The organism is Paenibacillus sp. DCT19 (assembly GCF_003268635.1).
Classification (GTDB): domain Bacteria; phylum Bacillota; class Bacilli; order Paenibacillales; family Paenibacillaceae; genus Paenibacillus.
Genome location: NZ_CP029639.1, coordinates 2,593,644 through 2,619,387 on the forward strand (window position 1 = coordinate 2,593,644; position 25,744 = coordinate 2,619,387).

The 25,744-nt window shown below is 46.8% G+C and carries 24 protein-coding genes and 1 pseudogene; 23 read left to right on the forward strand and 2 right to left on the reverse strand.

The annotated features are described in order from the left end of the window. Positions 1-244 precede the first annotated feature (244 nt). The 12 genes and pseudogenes from DMB88_RS11680 (at position 245) to DMB88_RS11730 (ending at position 14,977) form a co-directional block, all read left to right on the forward strand. Positions 245-565 (forward strand): hypothetical protein, encoded by a 321-nt coding sequence (locus DMB88_RS11680; RefSeq protein ID WP_128101485.1) that lies wholly within the window; start codon positions 245-247, stop codon positions 563-565. Between the two features lie 100 nt (positions 566-665). Beyond that, positions 666-4,667, forward strand: coding sequence for a type VII secretion protein EssC (gene essC / locus DMB88_RS11685; protein ID WP_128101486.1), 4,002 nt, complete (start codon positions 666-668; stop codon positions 4,665-4,667). Between the two features lie 16 nt (positions 4,668-4,683). Continuing rightward, the gene (locus tag DMB88_RS11690; RefSeq protein WP_128101487.1) at positions 4,684-5,514 is read left to right on the forward strand and encodes a hypothetical protein; all 831 of its coding nucleotides are present in this window, start codon (positions 4,684-4,686) and stop codon (positions 5,512-5,514) included. A gap of 6 nt (positions 5,515-5,520) precedes the next feature. Then, complete coding sequence (locus tag DMB88_RS11695) at positions 5,521-6,069, forward strand: WXG100 family type VII secretion target (RefSeq protein ID WP_128101488.1); 549 nt, start codon at positions 5,521-5,523, stop codon at positions 6,067-6,069. Positions 6,070-6,266: 197 nt separating this feature from the next. Next, positions 6,267-6,542 carry a WXG100 family type VII secretion target gene (locus DMB88_RS11700; protein WP_056700792.1) on the forward strand — a complete coding sequence of 92 codons (276 nt, stop codon included), beginning with the start codon at positions 6,267-6,269 and terminating at the stop codon, positions 6,540-6,542. Between the two features lie 155 nt (positions 6,543-6,697). Then, the gene (locus DMB88_RS11705; RefSeq protein WP_128101489.1) at positions 6,698-8,779 is read left to right on the forward strand and encodes a protein kinase family protein; all 2,082 of its coding nucleotides are present in this window, start codon (positions 6,698-6,700) and stop codon (positions 8,777-8,779) included. A 39-nt stretch (positions 8,780-8,818) separates the two neighbouring features. Then, on the forward strand, positions 8,819-9,571 hold the full coding sequence (locus DMB88_RS11710; protein WP_056700796.1) for a vWA domain-containing protein: 753 nt from the start codon (positions 8,819-8,821) through the stop codon (positions 9,569-9,571). 22 nt (positions 9,572-9,593) lie between these two features. Continuing rightward, positions 9,594-10,427, forward strand: a complete 834-nt coding sequence (locus DMB88_RS11715; RefSeq protein ID WP_251384336.1) for a protein phosphatase 2C domain-containing protein — start codon at positions 9,594-9,596, stop codon at positions 10,425-10,427. A 193-nt stretch (positions 10,428-10,620) separates the two neighbouring features. Next, positions 10,621-11,426, forward strand: a pseudogene (locus DMB88_RS11720) (SDR family oxidoreductase). Positions 11,427-11,711: 285 nt separating this feature from the next. Beyond that, the gene (gene hrpB, locus DMB88_RS11725) at positions 11,712-13,793 is read left to right on the forward strand and encodes an ATP-dependent helicase HrpB (protein ID WP_368028334.1); all 2,082 of its coding nucleotides are present in this window, start codon (positions 11,712-11,714) and stop codon (positions 13,791-13,793) included. 17 nt (positions 13,794-13,810) lie between these two features. Next, complete coding sequence (locus tag DMB88_RS31980) at positions 13,811-14,230, forward strand: ATP-dependent helicase C-terminal domain-containing protein (protein WP_368028365.1); 420 nt, start codon at positions 13,811-13,813, stop codon at positions 14,228-14,230. Between the two features lie 144 nt (positions 14,231-14,374). Then, on the forward strand, positions 14,375-14,977 hold the full coding sequence (locus DMB88_RS11730) for a general stress protein (RefSeq protein WP_128101491.1): 603 nt from the start codon (positions 14,375-14,377) through the stop codon (positions 14,975-14,977). A gap of 352 nt (positions 14,978-15,329) precedes the next feature. Here DMB88_RS11730 and DMB88_RS31985 read toward each other — a convergent pair whose 3' ends face one another. Then, positions 15,330-15,407 (reverse strand): hypothetical protein, encoded by a 78-nt coding sequence (locus DMB88_RS31985; RefSeq protein WP_368028366.1) that lies wholly within the window; start codon positions 15,405-15,407, stop codon positions 15,330-15,332. An 83-nt stretch (positions 15,408-15,490) separates the two neighbouring features. Here DMB88_RS31985 and DMB88_RS11740 point away from each other — a divergent pair, with 83 nt between their 5' ends. From DMB88_RS11740 to DMB88_RS11765, 6 genes are all read left to right on the forward strand, one after another. Then, positions 15,491-16,666: an acyltransferase gene (locus tag DMB88_RS11740; RefSeq protein ID WP_128101492.1), complete on the forward strand. Its 1,176-nt coding sequence runs from the start codon at positions 15,491-15,493 to the stop codon at positions 16,664-16,666. Between the two features lie 305 nt (positions 16,667-16,971). Then, a complete protein-coding gene (locus tag DMB88_RS11745; protein WP_128101493.1) occupies positions 16,972-17,346 on the forward strand; it encodes a replication termination protein in 375 nt (124 codons plus the stop codon). A 2-nt stretch (positions 17,347-17,348) separates the two neighbouring features. After that, positions 17,349-18,359: a Gfo/Idh/MocA family protein gene (locus DMB88_RS11750; RefSeq protein WP_128101494.1), complete on the forward strand. Its 1,011-nt coding sequence runs from the start codon at positions 17,349-17,351 to the stop codon at positions 18,357-18,359. Between the two features lie 281 nt (positions 18,360-18,640). After that, positions 18,641-18,994: an MFS transporter gene (locus DMB88_RS11755; protein ID WP_128101495.1), complete on the forward strand. Its 354-nt coding sequence runs from the start codon at positions 18,641-18,643 to the stop codon at positions 18,992-18,994. Then, entirely contained in the window at positions 18,946-19,932 is a 987-nt protein-coding gene (locus DMB88_RS11760; RefSeq protein WP_164848678.1) for an MFS transporter, read from the forward strand. Before DMB88_RS11755 ends, DMB88_RS11760 begins: the two co-directional genes overlap by 49 nt. A 162-nt stretch (positions 19,933-20,094) precedes the next feature. Next, positions 20,095-20,721 carry an ArsR/SmtB family transcription factor gene (locus tag DMB88_RS11765; RefSeq protein WP_128101497.1) on the forward strand — a complete coding sequence of 209 codons (627 nt, stop codon included), beginning with the start codon at positions 20,095-20,097 and terminating at the stop codon, positions 20,719-20,721. Between the two features lie 226 nt (positions 20,722-20,947). Here the strand turns inward: DMB88_RS11765 and DMB88_RS11770 are convergent, their stop codons facing one another. After that, positions 20,948-21,514 (reverse strand): TraR/DksA C4-type zinc finger protein, encoded by a 567-nt coding sequence (locus DMB88_RS11770; RefSeq protein WP_128101498.1) that lies wholly within the window; start codon positions 21,512-21,514, stop codon positions 20,948-20,950. Positions 21,515-21,720: 206 nt separating this feature from the next. Here DMB88_RS11770 and DMB88_RS11775 point away from each other — a divergent pair, with 206 nt between their 5' ends. From DMB88_RS11775 to DMB88_RS11795, 5 genes are all read left to right on the forward strand, one after another. Beyond that, positions 21,721-22,098, forward strand: a complete 378-nt coding sequence (locus tag DMB88_RS11775) for a DivIVA domain-containing protein (RefSeq protein ID WP_128101499.1) — start codon at positions 21,721-21,723, stop codon at positions 22,096-22,098. 276 nt (positions 22,099-22,374) lie between these two features. Further along, positions 22,375-22,809: an Rrf2 family transcriptional regulator gene (locus DMB88_RS11780; protein ID WP_128101500.1), complete on the forward strand. Its 435-nt coding sequence runs from the start codon at positions 22,375-22,377 to the stop codon at positions 22,807-22,809. Positions 22,810-22,855: 46 nt separating this feature from the next. Further along, a complete protein-coding gene (locus DMB88_RS11785; protein ID WP_128101501.1) occupies positions 22,856-23,353 on the forward strand; it encodes a metallophosphoesterase family protein in 498 nt (165 codons plus the stop codon). Between the two features lie 303 nt (positions 23,354-23,656). Next, a complete protein-coding gene (locus DMB88_RS11790) occupies positions 23,657-24,571 on the forward strand; it encodes a sugar phosphate isomerase/epimerase family protein (RefSeq protein ID WP_128101502.1) in 915 nt (304 codons plus the stop codon). Then, positions 24,568-25,740 (forward strand): Gfo/Idh/MocA family protein, encoded by a 1,173-nt coding sequence (locus tag DMB88_RS11795; protein WP_128101503.1) that lies wholly within the window; start codon positions 24,568-24,570, stop codon positions 25,738-25,740. The genes DMB88_RS11790 and DMB88_RS11795 overlap by 4 nt, the downstream gene beginning before the upstream one ends. Positions 25,741-25,744: the final 4 nt, after the last annotated feature.

The following is a 25,744-nucleotide window of genomic DNA, read 5'->3' on the forward strand; positions in this document are numbered from 1 at the left end:
TGGTATAAATCGAACCTTTTTCGCATCCTCGCAAATTGAAAACGTAAGTCTGCCTCCAAAGTTCTGAGACCATGGGACGATATTTTAATATAAACGTGGGTCATATGTAACAAAATTACAGAAAGTACATTGCAAACAAAGGGGTTATGTAAGAAAATAAGGGTTGAAACCGTGTTTCATCCGCTTTTTTTTGATTTAATCTGACATTAGGACAATTTACATATGAGACTATGGGAGGGATTTGATGATTCTTACCGTGTATTCCGGCCGGGAGGAAGGCGAATGGTTTGACATTGAAGTCCCGGATGAATGTACAATTGAACATTTGAAAACATTGCTGGGAGTCCGTATATTTGGACAGGCACCTGGGGATGGCATTCAATATATCCTTGAAGCTAAGTTTCCAGAGGGACTGTGGTTCTCACCGCACAATAGTCAGCAACTCATGGAAACGGGGCTGAGACAGGGGAGCTGTGTGCGAGTTCAACGTGCGTTCTCAACGACGTTAGAAGAAGCGCCGGTATACGGAAGACGCTCACTGTTCCAACAGGACAGCAACGAATGACGATTCAGAACGTATATATCATATTATCAACAATTAACAAGGTTGTTCAAAAGGTTCGCTTTTGATTTTGAACACGTACTATTAAGGAGGTCTTCTCTTCGTGAATGTGTTATATCAGCGTTCTCCAAGAATGACGCCGGTTCTTAAGGAAGATAAGCTCGAAATTTTGAGGCCTCCCGCTGAACCTAGCAAACCTACATTCTCAATCATATCCATCGTTATTCCCATTATGATGACGATGGTTAGCATCGGCTTCTATGTATATATTAATCTAACAGGTAAATTTAGTAATCCTACCTTTATGATGTTTCAAATGATGACCGTTATGATGATGTTAACATCGTATACGATTCCATTCTTTGTATATTTAAGTAACAAGAAGAATTATCGCAAAAAGATTGAAGAACGTAAGGCGATGTACCGTGCTCAGTTGAACAAGCATCGTGAAGAGCTGAAGGAAGCTCAAGCGGAACAAGTGAAGAGTTTGTATGAAATTCACGGCGATCCGGGTGTTTGTCTACAAGTTGTAAAAAACAGAAATAGTTCCTTGTGGGAACGTTCGCCAGAAGATGATGACTTTATGCAGGTGCGGATTGGTACAGGGGAAATTCCTTTTCGGATTAAGCTTCAGGTGCCACGTCCAGACGGATATGAAAAGGATGAATTAATTGAGGCTGCTCACGAGCTTGCTTCTGAGTTTGAGACTGTACCCGATGCATCAATCACTCTACCGTTATTCCAATCGAAGGTCATGGGGTTGGTGGGGAATCGTGAGGAAGTGCTGGCTTCACTGCGTGTGATCGTTTCACAGCTTACCGTGCGCCATTCTCCAGATGAGCTCAAAATTGCTGCTTTTTATGAAGAAAAAGAAAGCAAGGAATGGGAATGGTTGCGCTGGCTTCCCCATATTTGGGATGAAGATCAGGGACAGCGGTATATGGCCGACAGGCACAGCGGTGCGCATCAATTGGCGGACAGCTTGTTTTCCGTGTTAAACCGGCGTCGGAATAACAAGGAGGATCGTTACAAAAAATCGGTACAAACGCCTTGTTATGTGGTCATTTTGTCGGAAACACAATTAATTGAAGAAGAGCCATTATTGCCGCTTCTATTGGAATCGGCTCAAGAGATCGATGTGTGCACGATTATATTAGCTAATCGGAAGGAATCTCTTCCGATGCACTGCCAGCTTATTATGGAAGCTTCCAAAGGCAAAGGCGTATATATTAAGAAAACTGAGGATGCCGATGTTGTACAGCAAACGTACACACCAGACGTAATCTCTAGAGAATCAGCAGAGGCGTTGTCACGTTACATGTCTCCGATCCGTTTGAAGCGTTCATCCGCTTCGGATATTCCACAGGTGCTTCCATTGTTCGATATGTTAAGCACATCACGCGTGGAGGAACTGGATGTTGTATCGCGCTGGAGCCAGACTCGATATCCTGATACTTTGCCTGTACCGATGGGTGTGCGTGCTGGTGGCAAGAAAATAGCCATTAATCTACATGACAAAATTGAACGTCAGGGTCATGGGCCGCATGGTCTAATTGCAGGAACCACCGGATCAGGGAAAAGTGAAGTCATTCAGTCCATTGTTGCATCGCTTGCGGCTGAATTTCACCCGCACGACCTTGCTTTTATGTTAATTGACTACAAGGGCGGTGGGATGTCCAATACGTTTGTTGGATTACCACACGTCGTAGGCACAATTACCAATCTAGATGGAAATCTGATTGAACGTGCGAATATTTCACTTCGAGCCGAGCTGGTTAGAAGACAGAAGATATTAAATGATGCAGGCAATCTGCAGCATATCGATGAATATTACAAAATTCTACGTTCAAGGCATGAACAGCCATTGCCCCATCTCGTTATTATCATCGATGAATTTGCTCAGTTGAAACGGGATCAGCCAGAATTCATGGATGAATTGATTAGTATTGCAGCTATTGGCCGGACGCTCGGAGTGCATCTGATCTTGGCAACTCAGAAGCCGGCTGGTGTTGTCGATGATAAAATCTGGAGTAACTCCCGTTTCCGCATCTGTCTTCGGGTTCAAAGCGAAGGAGACAGCCGAGATATGATTAAGATTCCAAATGCGGCATGGATTACGAAGCCGGGGCGAGGGTATTTCCAAGTCGGCAGTGATGAAGTATTCGAAGAGATGCAGTTTGCTTGGAGCGGCGCACCCTATAATCAGCAGGAAGATAAAACCTCCGTATTGCCCGTCATGGAAGTACGTTTGAACGGGAAGCGGGAGCCTCTGCTGACTGGTGAACGCAGAGCTGTGCTCAAAGGAGACGATGTCCCTAAACAGCTTCAGGTCTTTATCGATTATGTTGCTCAAGCCGCAGAAGAAGCCGGAATTGATCGTCTGCCAGGGCCTTGGTTGCCACCTTTGCCTGAAACATTGGAATGGGATAGCCTTACCGACTGGCAGGAAGAAAAGAACAGGGAAGTGTTGCTTGACGGTGGTGCTAGCGGTCTGAAACCACTAGTCGGCTTACTCGATGATCTACCGAATCAACGCCAGGAGCCTCTTGCGCTTCCAGTTGATCAAGGCCATCTCGTCGTGTACGGTATGCCTGGACTGGGCAAAACGACTTTTGTGCAAACCATGCTCATGTCACTTGCTAGATCTGAACGTACAGAATCATGGCATGGATACATTATTGATATGGGGCGAATGATGAAGGACTTTGCTGGTCTTCCACAGATCGGTGCTGTGATGATGGCCGAAGAGGAGGATCGGATCAAACGATTGTTCCGATATATATTAAAATTGTCTGCACAGCGTAAAGACATGATCTCAGAAGCTGGTGTCAAAACGATCTCGGCTTACCGTCGGACAGCTCACGAAGCTGTGCCTCAGGTCATCGTTGTGATTGACGGATATCTTTCTTTCCGAAATGCTTATCCTGAGGAAAATGAATTGTTAGAGACGATTCTTCGTGAAGGTGGAAGTCTAGGCATCACGTTTGTACTCACGGCTAATCGAGTCACTGATATTTTTGAGAAATTTAGAAGTAACATTCCGAATGCAGTATCTTTTGAATTATCGGATCCGAGTGACTATTATTATGCAGTCGGAAGACCTTCTAAAGCGCCAAGTCAGCTTCCGCCAGGAAGAGGGCTTGTGAAGGGACAAGTTCCACCACTGATGTTCCAGGCAGCCTTACCGTCGTCAGGTGCAGATGAAGGGAAACGTTCATCTGAGCTACGCCGCACGATTGCTGAGATTAGAGAAGCGTGGACAGGAGAGCAAGCGCCTCAGATTGCTCCACTTCCGGAAGAAGTGAAACTGAAAGATGTTCTGATTCAAACAGGTAGTTACGGGCAACTGAATGAGTCCTCTGTAACGGTACCTGTAGGAGTACTCACAGATGATTTGGAACCTTTCCTTCTGAATCTGCGTGAGGGACCACACTTTATGGTAACGAGTCCGATGGAAGGTGGAAAAACAACATTTTTGTTGACTTGGATGTTATCATTGGCGTATCATGCTTCTCCAGAAGTAGTACAAATATACACCGTGGATATGCGCTATGGTTCTGGCGGACTGGGTGAGATCAGCAGTTTGCCCCATGTCCGAGGACATGTCTCACGGGAAGATCAGCTTGCGCCAGTGATCCAACAGTTGTACGATGAAGTACTGAAGCGAGGCGAGATTGCCGGTGGTCCGGAAATCGTGCTCACCATTGATGATGCAGAGACATTATCCAAACAATTAAATGATTTCAACGTAAAGGATCAATTAGGTGTAATTGTTCGTCAAGGTAGGGATCGGGGGATTCATGTTATCTTATCAGGTGTTCCTGCTGACTTCCCGACCTTTGGATCTGATTGGGTAAGCGATGTAAAAGCTTCCCAAAGCGGATTGTTGTTCGGGACTTTAGACCCTAACGATCTCTCGTTCTTTCGTATTCCTTATTCCGAGTCTGGAGGCAGTTCTGCTGGGCTGAAGGTACTGCCACCAGGTCAAGGTTATTATGTAAAACGTAAATATTCCAGGGTTAAAGGTGCAGTTCCATGTGACGACAACTGGAAAATGAATGATTGGATTTTTGAAATTCGTGACCGATGGCATGTTGTAGTTTGAGGGGAGGTGGCTCATAATGTTGACGGTTCATGATTCCAAGCAAAAGGTAGTCACTTTGCAAATAAAAGAACTTTTTTTTCTGGCTGGTATTCTAGGCTCAGACCGATTGCTTGGCGTTGAAGATCCTTTCCGCGGGTATATGGCGGAAGACATTGCTTTGGAGTGGGAGCGCGTCAAAACCTCCTTGCTCGACAAAGGATATCTAATTCAGGATCAGAACAGCAATGAACTGATCATGACACCGACCGTATTCTCCAGAGTGGCCATTGCCGGATTGTCTGACAGAGCTTGTTGGATTCGCTACACGTCGAGTGGCAAGTCCTGTGAAAGTTATATTCATTGCACGGACGAGCGCGTCGTCGAAGTGTCGCGCGTTGTGGACGAACCGGATTCATTCCGGTTATCGGATCTGGGGAATGTTCGTGAAGCCATTGATTGTCTGATCGAAAGAATGAAGTGGAGTGGCCATTCTCCTGATGAGAAGCCAGCTCTTATGTGCTCTAAGAAAAAATTCTATGAAGTCTTGAATGAGTTAAATGGCAAGGAAGTTCAAGCAGTGGCAGATGAGCTAGCGCAGGAGACGAATGATTCGGATGGATCACTTGCCCTGGCACGCTGTTTGGTAAACAAGGAATCAGATGGAGAGCTGCGTTTGCTTGTGTGGAACGGAGAAGAATGGAATTCACAGTCAGCGGCGTTTACCGTTAGCTCGATTTCGAATTGGTTATTCCGTATGAGCACAGCCGCTTCAGATGATTGGCTTGTTGCAGCACTGACGACTAGAGAACAGTTTCACGAGATGCTGCTGGACTGGCTTAAACAGCCTGCAGGGGAAGAGGAAAGGTGATGGTAAATGCGCATTCGTGTGGAACCGGATGTGCTTCGGGCACTGAGCAGGCAGATTCAGTATGCGGCGGAGCAAATACAGCAAAAGATGACAGTATTGGATCAGGCAATTCATTCGTTAGACTGGGAAGTTGAATCTCGTGCTGCTGTGATGAGTGAATGGAACTACAGTAAGCGGGTCGGCGAAGATGCAGTGCGTCGTTTCATGGACATGAGCGTGCAATTGGGACGCAAGGCCGTCGTATTCCAACAGGTTGATATGGAGTATCGCACGGTGCTCGGTCATATGAACACAACTTACAGCAATGCGGTTAATATGCTCCATGTGCTTGAGAACAATCATGCAGGAGAGATCTTACCCGATCATTCCGCAACTACTGCTATTGTATCCGATCCCCTTTCCGCGGTGGCGGCGGTGTATCGTGTACAGGATGCCGCTCCACCAGCTGGTTCCCCAGCGACATTAATTCAGGCTATGCAGCCTGAACCTGTAGCATGGAGATTCACAGATCCTTCCTTTCGAGGAAGGAGAGGAACCGAACCTGTTGTTTCTTAAGCTCGCAGGATAGAGAGTCCCGAGAACAGCACAGTAGAAAGTGAATTGTTTATGTAAATAGTCTGTTAGGGGAAGTTTCATTGCCTAAAAATGGGGTAAATAGGAGTAGGTCCTTCGGCTTTTGTCCGATCGATCCTGGTATAGTACAATTTGAACAAGCAAAAATTTAATTGCACAAACCAAGGAGGAATTTACACATGGCAGGACGTATTTTAGTTACCCCAGAACAGCTTGATCAGGTTTCCAACCAATTTAAACAAAGCGGTGAGCAAAGTCAGCAAATCGTATCTACATTGACTCAATCCATCACTAGTATGGAAGGACAATGGGAAGGTATGACGAAGCAACGCTTCTTCCAAGAATTCCAAGAAGCAAGCAAACAAATGCAATCTTTCGTTCAAACGCTGAATAGCATTAGTGCGGAACTGACAGCTATTGCTAACAAATTCCGTACGGCTGACCAAACTCGCTAATCTGCTTTACATAATCAGGCCGAAACGTTGTCTGAGTTCGCCCTGAATATATGCAGGCAGCAAGTTGAAGATGTGAAACTGCAACAAAAACCGGGCGTTTTACGACACCCGGTTTTTGTTGCACTATGACAGAACTGACAGAGAGAGGGATGAGTATGTCTTTTCAACCGAATCCCGGGGATGAAGTTGTAATCAATGATATAGCCTATACGATTGGGCAGCATCCTGCTGCGCCAGGTCTGGCTTATGCGCAAGCCGGAAGGCAAGGGATTGTCTACCAGTTGATTCCCCGAAATGGTGCCATTCATGGTGCCAAAGCACTAAAAGTGTTTTTTCCTAAATTCCGTATTCCAGCTATGGTCTATCAGTCTGAGCATATGGAGCCTTATAGTGAACTGCCAGGTTTGCAAGTATGCAAGCGTGATGTGCTCACTCCGGAAAGAAACGGAGCGCTCATTGGAGAGCACCCTGATTTGTTGTATGCGGTATTAATGCCGTGGGTGCAAGGTCTGACCTGGTTTGATGTGATCAGTGATCAGAAACAGCTAACGGCAGAGGAAAGTCTGAAGTTAGCGAGAGCACTAGCAGGAACAGGTTCAGCCATGGAGCAGCGTGGGCTTGCTCATTGCGATTTATCCGCACCCAATGTGATGATTCCGTTTTTTTCCGAAGTGGAGAACCTGGGAGGATCAGCCGTTGAACTTGTAGACGTAGAGCAGATGTACAGCTCCAAGATGGATCGTCCGGATGCGCTCTTAGCAGGTTCACCTGGTTATGCAGCACATCGGACAGTGCATAGCGGATTGTGGAGCTCTTATGCGGATCGTTTTGCTGGGGCTGTTATTATTGCGGAGATGCTCAGCTGGTCTGACCCGATAATCGTGCAGAAGGCCTGGGGCGAAAGTTATTTTGATCAACATGAGATGCAGACAGTCAGTGAGCGTTATTATGCTATGCGAGACTCACTGAATAAGCGCTGGGGTTCCAAAATGGCGGATCTGTTCGTCAGAGCATGGGAAAGTCATGATCTTAGCAGTTGTCCCACGTTCGGAGAATGGTATGTTGCACTAGCTGCACTAGACGCAAACCAAGTACCTGCTATATCTACCGTTGCGGAGGAAGATGCTGCTGATCAGTCTCATGTGCCAAATGATCAAGAGACAACCGTGGCAGGTGGCATAAGTGACACATTGGCATCTGACGGAGGCTCTGACCAAAATTCAGAAGCATCGACTCCGCCACCTGGTCAAGAAGCAGTGGTTCAACGTTTATTTCTTCAGGCACGAGCATTGGAAGAAGAGGGTAAACCTGCGGCTGCACTTGAGGTGTATCGTTCATTGCACCACTTTATACCGAACAACAGTGCAATGCAGATCGAGGTTGCAGCAGCAATCAAAGAGTTGGATGAACGTTTGAATCCTAAGGATGACGAAGGACAGCCTGTTCGGCTACCTTTCTATAGATCCAAAAAATTCATGATCGCTTCAGCAGTTCTCATTGTATTGCTGGCAGGCTCTGTGCCAACCGTTAAAATATTGGCTGATCAGGCTGAGGTGAAACAGAAGGAGCAGCAGGAGGCAGCTAGACTGGCAGAGATTAAGGCGGCAGAAGATGCCGAGGCAGCAAAGGCTGCAGCGCTCAAACAGCAGGAAGAAGAGAAAAAACAACAAGAAGCTGCTGCAGCAAAACTAGCGGCTGATGAGAAGAAAAAGCAGGAGGAAGCAGAGAAACAACTTGCTGAGGCCAAGAAGAAGGAAGAAGAACGTAAGGCGCTCCAAGCCAAGTATGATAAACAGGCCAAGTACGAAGCGTATCTTGCGAAGCAGGAGCAACAGAAAAAAGAAGCTGAGCGTAAGGCACAGCAGGAGAAATATGATAAACAAGCAAAGTATGAAGCTTATCTAGTTTGGAAAAAAGAGCAGGATGCTCTAGCTGCAAAGCAAGAAGCTGCACGTAAAGCCGCAGCTGAAGCTCAGCGCAAACAGGAGGCTGCCCAAAAAGCTGCGCTTAAGAAAAAACGTGCTCAGAACGTAGTCACACTAATTGCACACTACAACAAAGCGTATAACGCACAAATTGGTAAAAAGACGGATAATGCTCTATCGTATGCTCGGGATTTCAAAAATCTGTATAATACCGATGCTGCCTACTTCAAAGGGGTAGGTAAAGTGGCAGCGCGAATGAGCGCTATTAACAAGTTCCTCAGCAACAGCGATTATAAGCTACCGAACCTGTAATTATAAATGTGAACAACGACGGAGGTGACCTCATCCCAGATGAACTATACAATTCAAGCATCCCAGCGCACACCTGCATTGATTATCTATTTAATTGATATTAGCGCCTCCATGAACATGGTTCTGGAAAATCGTAGACGGATTGATGTGGTCTATGATGCATTGGCTCTAGCCATCCGCCAAATGGTCTTTCGTTCCACCAAAGGCAATCGATTGACACCTCGTTACCGTATTGCCATTCTTGCGTACAGTGATGATGTGTATGACTTGCTTAACGGCATTAAAGGGATCGACGAGATCGCTGCCGTTGGTTCGTTGCCTGATCTTACACCTAAGCGCTTCTCGGATTCGGCCAAAGCTTTTCTACAAGCGGAGAAGATTCTTCAGGCTGAGATTCCTAATATGCAGGACTGTCCAGCGCCACTCGTTTGCCATATGACAGATGGCGTGGCAACAGGTGAAGATCCTGAGCCGATCGCTAAACGAATCATGGGCATGAGTGTTCCAGATGGCAATGTCCTGGTGGAGAATATCTTCATTTCCGATCATTTGCTGGAAACGCCGATCTCGGAGCCAAGACGTTGGAAAGGGATCTCTTCAGAAACGGTGCTGCAGGATGAACATGGGGAGAAGCTACGGAATATGTCTTCCGTGTTGCCAGAGAGTTACCGTGAGATGCTAGTTGAAGCCGATTACCTGCTTGCCCCTGGTGCGTTGATGATGCTTCCAGGTACGTGTGCAGAGCTGGTATCCATCGGCTTTCAGATGTCCGCTGCTACGCCTGTTAGATAGGAGGGGGTTTCATTTGAGGACGATGCGTTTGGCAACACTGCCCGAAGGAGATCAGAGAGTGCAAGCGAAGCAGAGGCGCGGCGACTTTCGTTATGTGAGTGTACAGACGGGAGAACAGCCGTTAACTCGATATCAAGGTGTTCTTCAATGCCGTTATGGATATGGGCGAGCGGCTGAAACCGTGAATCAAGGAGATACAGGTCAAGATTTTGCTGCTGTTCGTATGGACGGCAATGTATGTAACTTTGTTTTATGCGATGGAGTGGGGATGAGTTACCTAGGTGATTTCGCTGCAAGGTTTCTAGGTAATTCACTGCTCGATTGGTTGGAAACCACATCTGTGCCGAGTGCAGAGGGGATCGAGAAGCTTCTTCAAGATCTTACGATTCCTGCATCGGAGCAGTTAGAGAAATTGCAGCCCCTAGATAATTCGCCACTGCTTCTACGTGAAGTGTTAATGGAGAAACGAAGTAGGGGTAGTCAGGCCATGTATGTGTGCGGTCGAATCATATTGTCTGGTGCTTCCAGAAGGAGTCGTGTCTGGATTGCCTGGCAAGGGGATTCGCGTATTCGTCTGTGGAGAAACGGACAAGAGCAATCGACTACTTTTCAGAAATACTGCCGTACCAATGAACGGTGGTCTACACGTGAAGGGACAGTTGGTGGCAAACCGCATATTTTCGAGGCCAAGATGTCTGGGAATGAAAATGTTCGCCTACAGCTCTATACGGACGGTTTAAACGATCTTGATGCAATACAAGCCTACATTCCGGACGAGCATATTCAAGTGTTGCTTGATTCTAGTCATACCGGAGGGCTTGAAGATGATGCCGCTTTCATTGAACTGGAATGGTAACGAGAGTATAGGGTTCAGCGAGAACGATCTGTACCGTGATTTTCCACTGCATGCTGATATGTAAAAAAATAGGTCATGCTTGATTTAAAAGACACTCTTTTTGGGTAATCTTGTGAAGAATATGCTTCATGAACGTTGTGAAGCAACACGTACATTCTTACATAATTGCTGAGAAAAAGGAGTGGAATAGATCATGACTCAACATAACGGTAAATCACGCTTTGCTGGCAAGGTGGCTATTATTACGGGAGCAGGCTCAGGCATTGGAAAAGCTACGGCGCTTAAGCTGGCTAGCGAAGGGGCTCACGTTGCTTTGTTTGATCTGGTCAATGATCGCATCTCGAAGACAGAAGATGAGATTAATTCAGTCTATAAAGGAGCGGCGAGAGCTTTCGATGTCGACATTTCTGACGCATCCCGTGTGGAAAAGGCTGTACTGGAGACTGTTGAATTATTTGGAGGTCTGGATATCGTATTTGCTAACGCTGGCATTAACGGTGTGTCTGCACCCATTGAAGAAATTCAGGTTGAGGATTGGCAACAGATCATTACAACGAATCTGGACGGTACTTTCTTCACGATCAAATATGCATTGCCACATTTGAAAAACGCAGTGGAGGCAGCATTATTATTACGAGTTCCATCAATGGAAATCAGCGTTTCTCAAGCTTTGGCATGTCGGCTTATAGTACGTCCAAGGCGGGACAAGTGGCTTTTGCCAAGATGGCTGCGTTGGAGCTCGCTAAATTCAAAATTCGAGTAAATGTGATTTGCCCGGGTGCAATTGCGACCAATATTGATCAAAGTACGGTCAAAACAGATGATTTGCAGCAAATTGTCATTCCCATTGAGTTCCCAGAAGGGCAACAGCCACTTGCAGATGGGCCGGGTCAACCGGAACATGTTGCCGATCTGGTCGCTTTCCTAGCTTCGTCGGAATCGAAGCATATTACAGGTGCAGAGATTGTGATCGATGGCGCGGAATCACTGCTCAGCTAAATGCATTTCACGGTAGATTTAGCTAATTCAGTCTCAAGCGAATTGAAGCAATCCAAAAATGATTAGATCCAGTTGCTTCTGTCTAGCTGAAGCATGACTAGTTTAAAATCATTTTTGGGTACGTTAGTTATGTGATCAATTGTCAAAGTTAAAGACGGTTTGTATTAGGGTCGTTCCTTGGGAACGGCTTTTTTTGTTATAATGCGACTATGTATGTCTAGGTGAGACATAGTTTGAAGGGATTTTCATGAGGGATTGGTTGTTACATCAAGTGGGAGCGATGATATGAAGATAGAATTACCGATACAACAGATTATTCCCGAATTGAAACAGCGAATGCGGGAACAGGATACAGCTGTTCTGATCGCAGAGCCGGGAGCAGGTAAAACGACCGTTGTTCCGCTCGAACTATTGGGAGAGCCATGGGTTAAGGGTCGGAAGATTATGATGCTGGAGCCTCGTCGTTTGGCAGCCCGATCTGCGGCAGCTCGGATGGCGGCTTCTCTTGGAGAAAACGTAGGAGAGACAGTGGGTTATCGGGTACGGATGGATACACGAGTCAGCCAGGCTACACGGATCGAGGTTGTGACAGAAGGCGTATTAACACGTATGTTACAACAAGATCAAGGTCTAGAGGATACAGCGATGATTATTTTCGATGAGTTCCATGAGCGCCATTTGCATGGGGATTTGGGTCTTGCACTGGCACTGGAATCTAGGGCGCTGCTGCGTCCTGATTTGAAGTTACTTGTGATGTCGGCTACGCTTGACCCGGGTCCTGTCTGCACATTGCTAGGTGAAGGGACGAGCTGGTTGGATTGTCCTGGGCGAACTTTTCCAGTGGAAACACGATACGTCCATAGGCCAGCTTCTGCACAGCTTGAGGAGTTCGTTGCGGGTGCAATAGGTAATGCTGTAGCTGAACAGGCAGGCGATATTCTGGTCTTTCTGCCAGGTGCGAGAGAAATTCATCGGACTGAACGAGTGCTTGAAAGCATGAAGCTTCCTGCCAACGTGTTCGTTTATTCGTTATACGGCAGCATGCCATTAGAACGACAGGATGAAGCGATACGGCCAGCAGCGCAAGGCATGCGTAAGGTCGTGTTGTCCACTTCCATAGCCGAATCAAGTCTTACGATAGCAGGCATTAAAGTGGTTGTGGATGCCGGGCTTAGCCGTGCGTCCGTATTCTCCGCACGCACGGGAATGAGCCGGCTTGTGACGATGCCGGTATCTAAGGCATCGGCAGATCAACGGCGGGGGCGTGCAGGGCGAACTGCCCCGGGGGTGTGTTACCGGCTATGGAGCGAGGAGGCTCATGGTGCGCTGCCTGAGGCAGCGCGCCCAGAGATTACCTCCGCGGATCTTGCGCCGCTGGCGCTGGAGCTTGCCGCTTGGGGAGTCCAGTCCCCTGCAGAATTGCAGTGGCTGGACATCCCGCCTGCCGCGGCCTTCGGCCAGGCACAGGCGCTGCTGCGCCAGCTGGGCGGCCTGGATGACGCAGGCCGCATCACGCCCTTTGGGCGGCGGATGAACACGCTGGGTGTTCATCCACGACTGGCCAGCATGCTGCTCCGCGCGGCGGAGCTTGGGCTGGCCAGCTACGCCAGCATGCTGGCGGCGCTGCTGCAGGAGCCCGCGGGCCTGCGCAGCAGCGGCAGTGCAAGCGCGGGCACGGATCTGCGCCCGCGCGTAGAAGCGCTGCTGACGGCTGACAGCAGCGGCATGCCGCAGGCGGCAGCGTCTGTTGCAGACGCGGCTGCCGTGCGGCGCATGCTCCAAGAGAGCCGCCAGCTACGCTCGGCGCTCGAACCGGCGCAGCATGCGCTCCGGGCGGATGAGGACAGTTGCGGATTGCTACTGTCCTTCGCCTACCCGGACCGGATCGGGCAGCGCCGGGAGGATGGCCGCTATCTGCTGAGCGGCGGCCGGGGTGTTCGGCTTGCAGCGACAGAATCGCTGAGCCGTTCAGCTTGGCTGGTCGCAGCCGAGGCAGACGACCAGGGTGCGGATGCACGCATCCTGTTAGCTGCGCCAGTGCAGGAGCAGCTCTTGCTGGATCATGCCACACATTTGCTGCATGAGGAAGACCGAATCGTGTGGGATCGCAGCACACGGAGTGTAAGAGCACACCGCTCCCTCCGTATTGGGGCAATTGTTGTAAAGGAGGGTGGAATTGCTCATCCTGCGGAAGATCAGGTCATGGAAGCGATGATTAGTGGGATTCGTTTGGAAGGGTTAGCTTGTCTGCCTTGGAATAAATCGTCTCGGCAGTTGGCAGATCGATTACGCTTTTTGCATACCCACTTACCCGTTTGGCCTGACCTGTCTGCTGACGAACTAACCCGGATTTTGAAGGACGGCTAAGACCCTTTTTGAGTGGAATGCGATCTGTCAATGATCTCAAAAAGTTGTCGCTCCAAGATGTATTACTGAGTGAACTGAGTTGGGAGCAGCGTCAGCAATTGGATCAAGAGGCTCCCACGCATATTCAGGTTCCAAGTGGTTCCCGAATTCCGATTGATTATAGCCGTCCTGATGACCCTACCCTGTCGGTTAGACTACAGGAGATGTTTGGACAACAGGAGACGCCACGTATCGGTGGTGGACGTGTACCTGTTACTGTGCATTTACTGTCACCAGCGCAGCGACCTGTACAAGTGACACGGGATCTGGCGAATTTCTGGCGTGAGACCTATTTCGAAGTAAAAAAGGATCTCAAAGGTCGTTATCCGAAGCATTATTGGCCAGACAACCCGCTAGAAGCGATGGCTACAAATCGAGCAAAACCTCGGGGCAATTAAACGTTCAGCATCTCACTGGAAGAGCAGTGGATGAACCTGTTTTTTATCATATGAACACATATTATTTTGGACGGGAACGTTTGAAAGAAATGAAGGCGGGTAATAACATAGCGAACCACTCAAACCAATGAGGAGGGATTCACTATGCAGAAAAAAATCGTAGGTGTTTTTGATACAGAACGTGAGGCATCGCAGGCTATTGAGAGTCTGAAAGCTCAAGGATTCAGTTCAGATGAGATTTCCGTCGTTACACAGGACCGGGATGATCTGAAAGCCATTCGCGAAGAGACAGGCACCAAAGCACCGGAAGGTGTAGCCGCAGGAGCTGCAACAGGTGGTGTACTCGGTGGTGTTGCCGGATTGCTTGCAGGTATTGGAGCGCTCGCCATACCAGGGATTGGCCCTATTCTGGCAGCTGGACCAATCGCGGCGGCATTTACGGGTGCGGCTGTTGGAGCAGGAGCCGGCGGTCTTGTAGGTGGACTTGTAGGTCTGGGTATTCCGGAAGAAGACGCCAAGCAATACGAGGAGTATGTGCAAGGTGGCAAAATCCTGCTTCTCGTTGACTCATCGGATCGAGATGAGCATGTCTATGACGTATTCAGTAACCACAGCCAATTGAACCGTGATCGGTACTATGCGGATCGCACGGATGTGCCTGCTGAACGAGCAGATCTGGATATGGAAGAGCGTAGACTTGAAGCTCAGACCAAGGCAGCACGCTTTGGCAATAATACATTCCTGTAAGAGGTTGTAGTGAATCTATCATTTACTATGGCTTCTAAGATTAATTAGATAGGCATCAGCCGGTTTCCTCCACGGAAGCCGGCTTTTGAACCTGTATAGGAATGCAGTGTCTGCAATTGAGGCTGTGAACGCTATTCATTGGGGGATAACAATACATATAATAGAACGGCCAAGGCGAGTCTGATGACGAGTATGGAATGGTTAAGAATTGAATTAAACGCGTAGTAGCTTGGAACGTTTGTTGATTTATTTGTTTGCGTTTGCGATGATAGGAGCTTGCTGAAGTGAGAATAATGAGAATACCGCTCACCAGAGACGTCACTCCTTTAATGATTACGGCAATATGAGCGACCTAATCATAGAGGGATGAGCTGAAGCCGAATCCAGCAGCAAGAAAGCCTATACAGACCAAGGCAATCCCAGTTCGCACCCAAGCTAGAAAAGTCCGTTCATTCGCTAGATGCTGTACATATTTCGAATCAATTGCAAAACCAAGAAAGGCGGCTGAACGTTATGCCTAGAAAAGAACGAATTGTGGAAATTGAATCCCTTCGGGGGATGGCTTTTGCGGCCGTCGTTTTACAACATTCGATTGCACACTTTTCAATTGTCCCAGAAACCAGGCTAGAGGATGGCGTATTATTAGCAATCCTATTAATGCTCACGAAGTTCGCTGTACCTTTATTTATTTTTATTACAGGCATGGTGCTCTTCTATAACACAGGCGATCAGTTGAACTACGGTCGTTTTATGAATAAACGATTGACGGATGTGATCATCCCCTACGTTGTCTGGACACTGATTTATTTTGTCCTTACGCCAAATGGAATTAGAGGTATCGGGTGGCAGGAGCTCCCGGAGCTGGGGCTAAAAATACTAACAGGAAAAACAACCTCTCATTTCTGGTACATTATTATGCTGATTCAATTCTATGTGCTGTTCCCACTATTCCTGCGCGCCATTCGTTACGTATACAATCGATTTGGATCGAGGGGACGGGGTATAGCGCTACTAATTGCCGGCATCGTGTATCTTATCCTTACTGATCAACTGGGCAACATCGCTGCCTTCATGGAGCGACTGCACATTCCTGTATTGACCGAAGCATTTACGACCTATGCAGACCGAAATTTCTTATATTTCTTTTTTTATTTTGTGTTAGGTGCGGTGGCTGGGCTCTCTGTACAACACTGGAATATGTGGATATCACGGTTACGCTGGGTGTACTGGACTGTGTTTATCGTACTCGGATTGCGGTTTACATATCTACTAATGCTGGAATATCAAAAACCGGAGGGCATTCGTATCACTTTTTACACCGTGAGTCTAATCAGACCAGATATGGCGATATTCCTTATTGCTTCGATTATGGTGATGTACCAACTGGCGGGCAAGCTACATAATCCATTTGCCGTGCGGTGGCTTGGGTGGATTGGTGGTGTATCCTACGGCGGGTATCTGATGCACATGCTCATGCTACGATACAGCTACATTCCGGATGAACGACTGTATGCAGCTTGGGGGATTAACCCAACCATTCGTATGGTACTCACTTGGATCCTTGCGCTGGCTCTATCCTGCGTGCTCACATGGCTTATTTCACGAATCAGTTGGGGAAAATGGATCGTTGGTACCGTGCCAGGTGGTAAGAATAATATTCGAATAAAACAACATATGAAAAATTCATAATAAATTTTAATTAAGGCTATATCGTGGGAAATTCAAATGAGCACTCTGCATAACGTTCGAACTTTTGCAATTTTGGATTTTCCACCATCCATTTAAGGAAGCAAGGTACATGAAGATTTAAATTTTAAAAATTCAACACCTGAAAAATTCATAACAGTAAACCGTTCCTTCTTACCCGGCGCCTCTCTATTTCTTCATCATTCTTTCTTCCGAACGACATATGGACTAACGGAGAGAGATGGCAGAAACCGAACATAAGTTTTATAATACACACAGAAAGGTTAATGGATAGGAGGGGAACCAACGTGGCGTTTATGATTGCACAACGAGCATTTATCAAACTTTATTTAATAACGATGGTAGAGCAGCATAGAGGATATGGGTATGAAATGTTAGAGGCGATGAAGCAAGAATTCAAGGATTACGGTTATGTACCGCCTCAGAGCGAGGTTTATCGAGCACTACATGAGCTGGTACAGCAGGGAATTTTTTATCGAACGAAAAAGCTGAAGGGTAATGACCCCAAAGTTGATTTTCAGGAAATTGTGTTATATCACTTTACAGATGACGGTGCTGAGAAGGCTGATTTGTACAAAAAGCAGGTCAAAACAGACTTAGATCGCTGTCTCGGCATGCTTCATAAGGCAGAGCAGGATAACTACGGTACGAAAGGAAGATGAGCATGAGCAGGCTATTACAGTGGGGCATACTGGGAACCTCGACGATTGCAAGAAATGCGGTTATACCGGCAATCCAGCAGTCTGAACGTGGCGAAGTGCTTGCCATTGCTAGTCGTAGTAGGGAGAAGGCCGAGGCTATTGCGGAAGAACTGGACATTCCTAGATCCTACGGTAGTTACGAAGAGCTTATCGCGGATCCCGAGATTGAAGCGGTGTACATTCCACTGCCGAACCATATGCATAAGGAATGGACAATCCGAGCAGCCAAGGCTGGAAAGCATGTACTATGTGAGAAGCCTGCAGCATTAAATGCAGATGAAAGCTCCGAAATGATACAAGTATGCAAAGAGTATGGTGTTATCTTCGCTGAAGCGATTATGTATCGTTATCATCCGAAGCACAGACGTGTAGAGGAGATCATCGCCAGTGGCGAGATTGGAACGGTTAGAGCCATTCATGGGAACTTTACGTGCAATACCGCAGATGATAAGGAAAATGTGAGATTTAAACGTGAGATGGGCGGCGGATCATTGTTTGATCTAGGTGTGTACCCCATCTCTGCAGCACGTATGTATCTTGGGCAGGAACCAGAAGCGGTTACGGTACATGCTCTATTTTCCGATGAACATGATGGTGTGGATATGATGGCCTCAGGCTTGATTGAGTTTCCTGGAGGTGTAGCCTTAACCTTTGATTGTGGGATGTGGGCTTCTGGACGAGCTGAGATGGAGATTCTCGGTACAGAAGGACGTATTGAATTACCGAAGGTGTTTGGTTGGGAGAACAGTGATATTCCACCACAGATCATTGTGCATACCGATTCCGTAAGTCGTGAAGAACGTGTATCCGTCTCTAATTCGTTTGTTCTGCAAGCAGAGACATTTGCTTCGGCTGTGCTTGAAGGTACGCCATTACCTTTTGAACCGGAGAACACAGTGAACAATATGCGCGTCATCGATGCCTGTCTGGAATCGGCAAGAACACGTCAGCGGGTGCAGATCAACAAAGCTTAGATCCCATATCACATGCTACCTTTGCGCACATGATCTTGGCGCTACCATCACCATATAGCCTATAAAGACTCCATCCTTCGGATGAGGGTCTTTTTTAATGTGTATTAACGTCTAGTTACAGAGAGGTGGTAAGGAGGTAGTGTTTTTGGGGAAAAGCGTGTAAACAAACATTCTAAAAAGCAACGATAAAAATATTTTCACGAAGGGGTTGTTTTTCGTTAAAGATTCGTTAAAATAATATTAACATTAAAAATATTTTAACGTTGAAGGGCGGACTTACAATGAGTGAAGGTACATTGGTACGCAAGCAGGAAATAGGAGAATTGTTACGTATTAGGCCGTACGTGCAGTTCATGCTGGGCAAGGTGATTGCAAGGTTTGGTGATTCGATTGATTCAATTGCTTATAGTTGGATGGTGTATATATTAACGGGTTCGAAGCTGCTCATGGGCACACTGCTTGCGGTTAATTTCTTACCTAATATTGTGCTGGGGTTGTTTGCTGGAGCGCTGGTTGACCGAATGTCGCCCAAAAAAGTGATTGTACTTACCAATGTGGGGCGGGATTACTCGTTGGTATTACAGCGTTGTTATTCGGTTTGGGACAATTGCAAGTATGGCATCTGTTCGTCGTGACAATTCTGATCTCACTTCTAGAGTGCTTCACTTCGCCTGCAGAGGTATCCAGTGTACCAAGACTATTACCCCAATCCATGTTGCTATCTGGTAATGCGATGTCTTCTTCAGCATCAAGAGTAGCGGAGCTTGCAGGACTTGCGGTGGCCGGGGCGCTCATTGCAACAGCAGGAATTGCATGGACTATTTTTATCGATGCGGTATTGTTCGCCTTAAGTGCAATATGTATGAGCCGTGTTGTGTATCCAACCAGCAATACATCATCTACCCAAGAAAATATAGCTATACACGATGATTCGGTGAATTCATCTGTTAAGGCCACAAGTATATTTGCTGAAATGATGGAAGCCTTTCATTTTGTTCGTAAACATGTTCTTCTACTCATCGTCTCCATTTTGTTTGCCTTCGTAAATTTCTGCCTTATGCCCTTCAATGTTCTACGAACGCCGTATGTCATGGAGACACTTCAAGCAGGAGCGGGTGGATTGAGTCTGCTTAGTGGACTGATGGTAGCGGGAATGGTGCTTAGTGGAGTGTGGATGTCACATGCAGGAGCGAATTATCGTAAAAGTATGCTGGTCGTTAGTGGCATTGTCATGCTGGGTCTCAGTTATGCATTAACTGCAATTCCTGCCTACATGTCGGACTTTCAACTGCCCGCCGCCGCCGCTTGCTGTTTACTGATGGGATTCGGGATTCCACTCGCGACTACGCCCCTTGCCTCTTATCTGATGGAGGTTACCCCTTCTGAGATGCTCGGCAGAGTATCTGCTCTTCAAAGTATGTTATGTCTCAGTGTAGTTCCACTTGGCAGTTTGGCTGCAGGCGCGTTGGCAGAGTGGATTGCATTGCCTGTGCTGTTTATCGTATTTGGGTTGCTGCTCGCGATGTCCGTTATTATGATCCTATTCAGCAAAAGTTTTCGGCAGATGACGTGAAAGAACGACATCGATTCCCAAAGTCTATGTTGTGAAAGTTCGTATTCGTCTACTTAGCAATACTAATGAATGTTCGAGCCTTTCATATTCCGGAGCATTTTGACCAAAGTCCTGTTGGAACGGTATAATGTAGAGATAAGCCCGGAAATGAGGATATAAGGGATGCAGCACATCGTACTATCAACAATTGAAGAGATTAAAGTATATTCCGATCCGTATCGTATACAGATCATGAACACATTTCGTAAACAGGGGAGACCCTCTACCGTAAAAGAAATAGCTGATTTGATGGGAGAAGTACCTGCCAAGGTACACTATCATGTGAAGAAGCTGGAGAAGATCGGATTGCTTACCCTCGTCTCCACACGCGAAATTAATGGCATCATTGCTAAATACTACGACCCTTTTGAAGGCGAGATTCATCTTCGTCATGAAGGTGAGGAGGATTCACCACTCAAGCAGGTTTTTCAATCGGAAACGCTGAAATTATTAAATGAAATGTATGAGCAGAGTCGTGAGAGGTTCATGAAACAGGCCAGTCAAGGGGATCGGATGTTTATCTCTGATATGACCTTATATGTAACGAATGAAGAAGCAGAGCAGCTCTTTAAGGAGATTACGAAGTTATGCGAGCCTTATTTTACAGATAACAAGAAACAAGTTGGTCAAGAAGAATTTCGTTTATTCTCTAGCCTGTCGAAACAAATGGAGGATAAGCTGGATTCAGAGACTGAAGTGAAATCACCTAAGAGAAAGAAGTCCAATTCTAATTCTAAACCGAAGCGATGATTTGGTTCAGCCTTAGAGGGAGCGGAATGATCTAAGCCTACCGACTAACTTATTCTAACGTTATTTTAAGATAAGCGGGGATATATTGACACAAGTGATGTGAACGTAGAAAAAAGCCGCCATTGGCGGCTTTTTCATGCGTGTTCAGAACGACACTGAACGTTAGGAATTGATTGCTGATCAACAGACCGGTTAATCAATTTATCTCGTTCATTGGAGTTGAGAACTACATGTTCTCGTCATAATCTCTCACTTCGCGTTTGGCTGCTGTTGCCGGGGAGTTGGACGTACCATACTCGCTGACCGCTTCCCAAGCGTCCGCATGATCGAATTTACCTGCGTTGCGCTGTCTGACCTCACCAGCGCCAGTTGGAGGCATGGTCATCACTTCTTCCTCGACAGGGCGGTCGTTGCTTAGATCACGCTGCGGGGTATCGTCAATACAATAAGCGGTGTATGGGATGGCCTCCAGTCGTTCAAACGGAATATCCTTACCACAGGTGATACAGGTTCCGTAAGAACCATCTTCCATTCGTTCCAACGCCTCGCTCACTTGATCGAATTCATCCTTCAAGGTGTCGTCTACGGCGAGATCCCGGCTACGCTCAAACGTTTCTGTACCTGCATCTGCTGGATGATTATCGTATGATGACAGCTCACCGGTTGAATCTTTGAGAGATTCTGCTGGAGCTCCATCTTCCATGCTGGATTCGAAATGACGCTGTAAATTTTCACGTTGCTCTATAAGAGCATCCTTTAATTGGTGAAGTTGATCTTTCGTTAGTGTACTCATATCGACTTGCTCCTTTCCCGTAATGGGTGTGTAGTCAGTCCTTACCCGATTTTAACGAGAAGCAATCATGTTTCGCTTGAAATAGAGGATGCGCTGGTTTCATATCTGAACGATAATGTGTTATAAAAAATAGAGAGAGAAATGCCGCAGACCCATAAAAATAATATGGAAGTTGCTGCGCATTTGATATAATGGAGGTTGTCATTATGGATGAACATATGAAACGAAGATTGGATAAACAAAGACAATTGTTCAAGCAACTTGGCGTGCAGCTCGATGCATTGTCAATTCATGAGAAACAATTTAACTATAAACTTCGCGGATATGACCCTGACGAGGTAGATGCTTACCTTGACTTGGTTATCAAGGATTATGAGCGGTTTTATGCCAACATAGCGGATCTGATGGATAAATGGCAGGAGCAGCAGATTGTCATCCGGGATCTGAAGTCTACAGCCAAGCCCGTAGATGATCCTACCAAGATTGACCGTAAACAATTGGATGATATCGTGAAGCAACTTGAATATAGTGTTCGGCAACTCAAAATCAGGGCACGTCCTGAACAGAACCTATTTCCCGAATAACTAAACAGCAAGCTGAATTTATAAATTGTTGTGAATTGAATGAGCATCTGAAACTAAATGTGTGGAAATGTTAATAATAAAAGTGCGTGTTCAAAAAGGACGGTTTTCAGTACCAAGAAGATGGGATGAAGCTAGAAATGGAGTAGCGGAGCGTAGGATAAACTACGTGAGCAACGGACATTTCGGCTGAGTTCCATATTTGACGCTGAGATGCCAACAGGCATCCTTCGTAATCAAAAGCGGTTTTTTTGAACAACCTCTAAAAGGTGGTTAATCATGAGTACTCATTTTTCGGTCAGTGTGCATTGCTTGTTACTATTGTCCCTGGATGCCCCTGAACGAATCACTTCTGCAGAGATTGCAGGTAGTATTAATACGAACCCTGTCGTTGTTAGACGGATTCTAGGTGGGCTGAAAAAGGCAGGTCTTGTTGATTCTTCCCCAGGTACCAGAGGATTCTATCTAGCGAAACCTTCCAGCGAAATTACTCTAGCCATGATCTACGACGCTGCGAAGGATGAAGGGCCTCTGTTTCCGATTCACGGCAATTGCAACCCAGATTGTAATGTAGGCGTACGGATCGACGGTTTGCTTAACAATCTATATAAGGTAGCAGAAGAGAAGGTGCATCAGTTTTTTGCATCGATTACTCTAGAAGATATGGAACGCTCTTGTTTAGACATGGACGAAGTGTCGACGCCCGTGCAGTAATGGAAGAACCCATTCGAGGTACAGAGATAGGAAGGTGTGCTGTAACATGAAAATTATCGTGATCTCGGATACGCATTTACCCCGAAAAGCACGTGAATTGCCTGAGCCGCTTGTACAAGAGCTGTCCGATGCTGATCTTATTTTGCATGCAGGTGATTGGTCTGACTGGAATGTGTACAAGCTGCTGAGCACCTATGCGCCAGTAGCTGGCGTGACAGGTAATACGGACCCGGTAGAAATTGCGGATAAGCTGGGGTTTTCTCGTATTGTCGAAGCAGATGGTCTTCGGATTGGGCTGGTGCATGGTCATCAGGGCTCGAAATCGACAGAACAAAATGCCATTCAGACCTTTGCGGGACAGCAAGTAGACGCCATTGTATATGGACACTCACATATTCCGGTTATGCATACGGTTGATGACGTGTTAGTATTCAATCCCGGCTCTCCGACGGATCGACGTTTTCAGAAACAGTATTCGTTTGGCATCATGAAAACACATCTTGGCAAGCTACAGGCAGAGCATGTGTTTTTTGATCGGAAGTAAGAGGGCTGTGAGATTAGCTAGTTTATATTCTAATGCTATTCATTTTGTGATTAGACCAAGTGCCGATATTCTCTTGAGCAGAGAGTATTGGCACTTTTTTTGTTTTTTATAATGTGACCTTACATGAGAAACCCACGCTTACTTCTTTCTTGATGACAAAATGTTATCTCTGAATGGGGAAAATGGTCTAACTGTTATCTCTCATTCATCTGTTAACGAAAAGCCCTGTTGACTCAGTTCCGGGAGTGATACAATGCGCTTACAACCATAAAATGAATACGTTTACATAAGGAGCTGATGGTTTTGAAATGGTCAGTATTTACGGTGGCAACTCCTGATCTCAATGCGGAAGAGTTAGCAGCAGCGGCAGCTTCAGCCGGAATAGATGGGATTGAATGGAGATTTCGCGGAATACCGGAAGATGCTATGCAGGAAGAGCCGTCCTATTGGCGGAACAATCGGTGCTCCATAGATCCCGCCTCATGGGAGAAACAAACTCCGATATTCCGTGAAGCAGCACACAAGCATGGAAGAAAATCCATTGCGCTTGTACCTTATCTGAGCTGTGGTGACTTGCCAGCAACCGAACAGGCATTTCAGGCTGCTCATTCGCTCGGTGCATCCATGATGCGTGTCGGTGTGCCGGGATATAATCGCACCACAAGTTATCCTGAGTTATATCGGGAGGCCGTGCGTTATCTGAGTGAAGTTCAGGAGATGGCTAAGCAATACAAGGTGAAGGCCTTAGTAGAGACACACCATCAGACGATTGCACCAAGTGCTTCTTTGGCCTATCGACTGGTTCAATCATTGGATGCAGAGCATGTGGGTGTGTTATATGATCCGGGCAACCTGGTGCATGAAGGGTACGAAAATCATCGGATGGGTCTAGAGTTACTAGGTCCTTATCTCGCACATGTGCATGTTAAAAATGCAGGATGGTTTCAGGAGGAGGCTGTTGCGACATTTTCGTCTGAACGACGGGGTGAAGATCAGAGATCCTCATTAACAACGAAATGGAATTGTCCATGGCTTTCTTTGACAGAAGGTGTGGTGGATTGGGTACAGGTTGTAAGGGATTTACGAGCGGTTGGATACGATGGTTATTACGGTATTGAGGATTTCAGTGGTGCTTTTAGCTCCGCTAAGATGTTACAGCATTTTACAGATGTTTTTCAGGCTATTAAGGAACAACTTGAGGAGGAGGTCAGCGTATGAGTGTAGTTCGGGTAGCAGTCATTGGAATCGGAAACATGGGAGCAGCACATGCCAGAACGTTAATCGCTGGAGAGGTGCCCGGTGCAGAACTTGTAGCGGTGTGTGATGTGAGACAGGAGATGGCCAAGTGGGTATCGGATAACTTTCCTGCATCCGTTGTGTATTGGCAGGATGCAGAGCAGATGATGGGTTCAGGCACCATTGATGCAGTAATTATCGCAACACCTCACTACGACCATCCGGAGCAGGCCATCCAGGCATTTCGTCATGGCTTACATGTCATGATTGAGAAGCCAGCAGGTGTGTACACGAAACAGGTACGGGAGATGAATGAGGCAGCCAGTGCCAGCGGAAAATGCTTCTCCATTATGTACAACCAACGGACCAATCCGTTATATATCAAGCTTAGAGATCTCATCGCTTCAGGCGAACTGGGCGAGATCAGACGGACGAACTGGATCATTACGAATTGGTATCGATCTCAGAGCTACTACGACTCTAGTGGCTGGCGTGCGACTTGGGCGGGCGAAGGTGGGGGGGTTCTGATTAATCAAGACCCTCACCAATTGGATCTGTGGCAATGGACGATCGGGATGATGCCTGTTCGTATGCGGGCGTTCTGTTCTTTTGGGAAATACCGGAATATTGAAGTCGAAGATGATGTGACCGCATATGTGGAATATGCTAACGGCGCAACTGGGGTTTTTGTAACTACAACAGGCGAAGCACCGGGTACGAATCGATTCGAAGTGAATGGTGATCGTGGGAAAATCGTAATTGAGGATGGAAAATTAACGTTCTGGCGTCTGCGTGAATCCGAGCCTGAGTTTAATCAACGTTTCACCGGTGGTTTTGGACAGCCGGAATGTTGGAAATGTGATGTTCCGATTACCGGGGTCGAATCAGGTCACCCAGGATTAATTCGGAACTGGGTCGATGCAATCCGGACAGGTGTACCTCTCATCGCTCCAGGTGAAGAGGGCATTCACGGACTTACACTGTCTAATGCGATGCTACTCTCGACATGGACGGATCACTGGGTTGATTTGCCGATGGATGAAGAGCTGTTCTACGAACATTTACAAGAGCGGATCTCACAATCCGTCATGAAGAAGGATCCGGGTTATAGCAAGAATCAACCAGCAGACCTGACACAAACGTTTAAGTGAAATG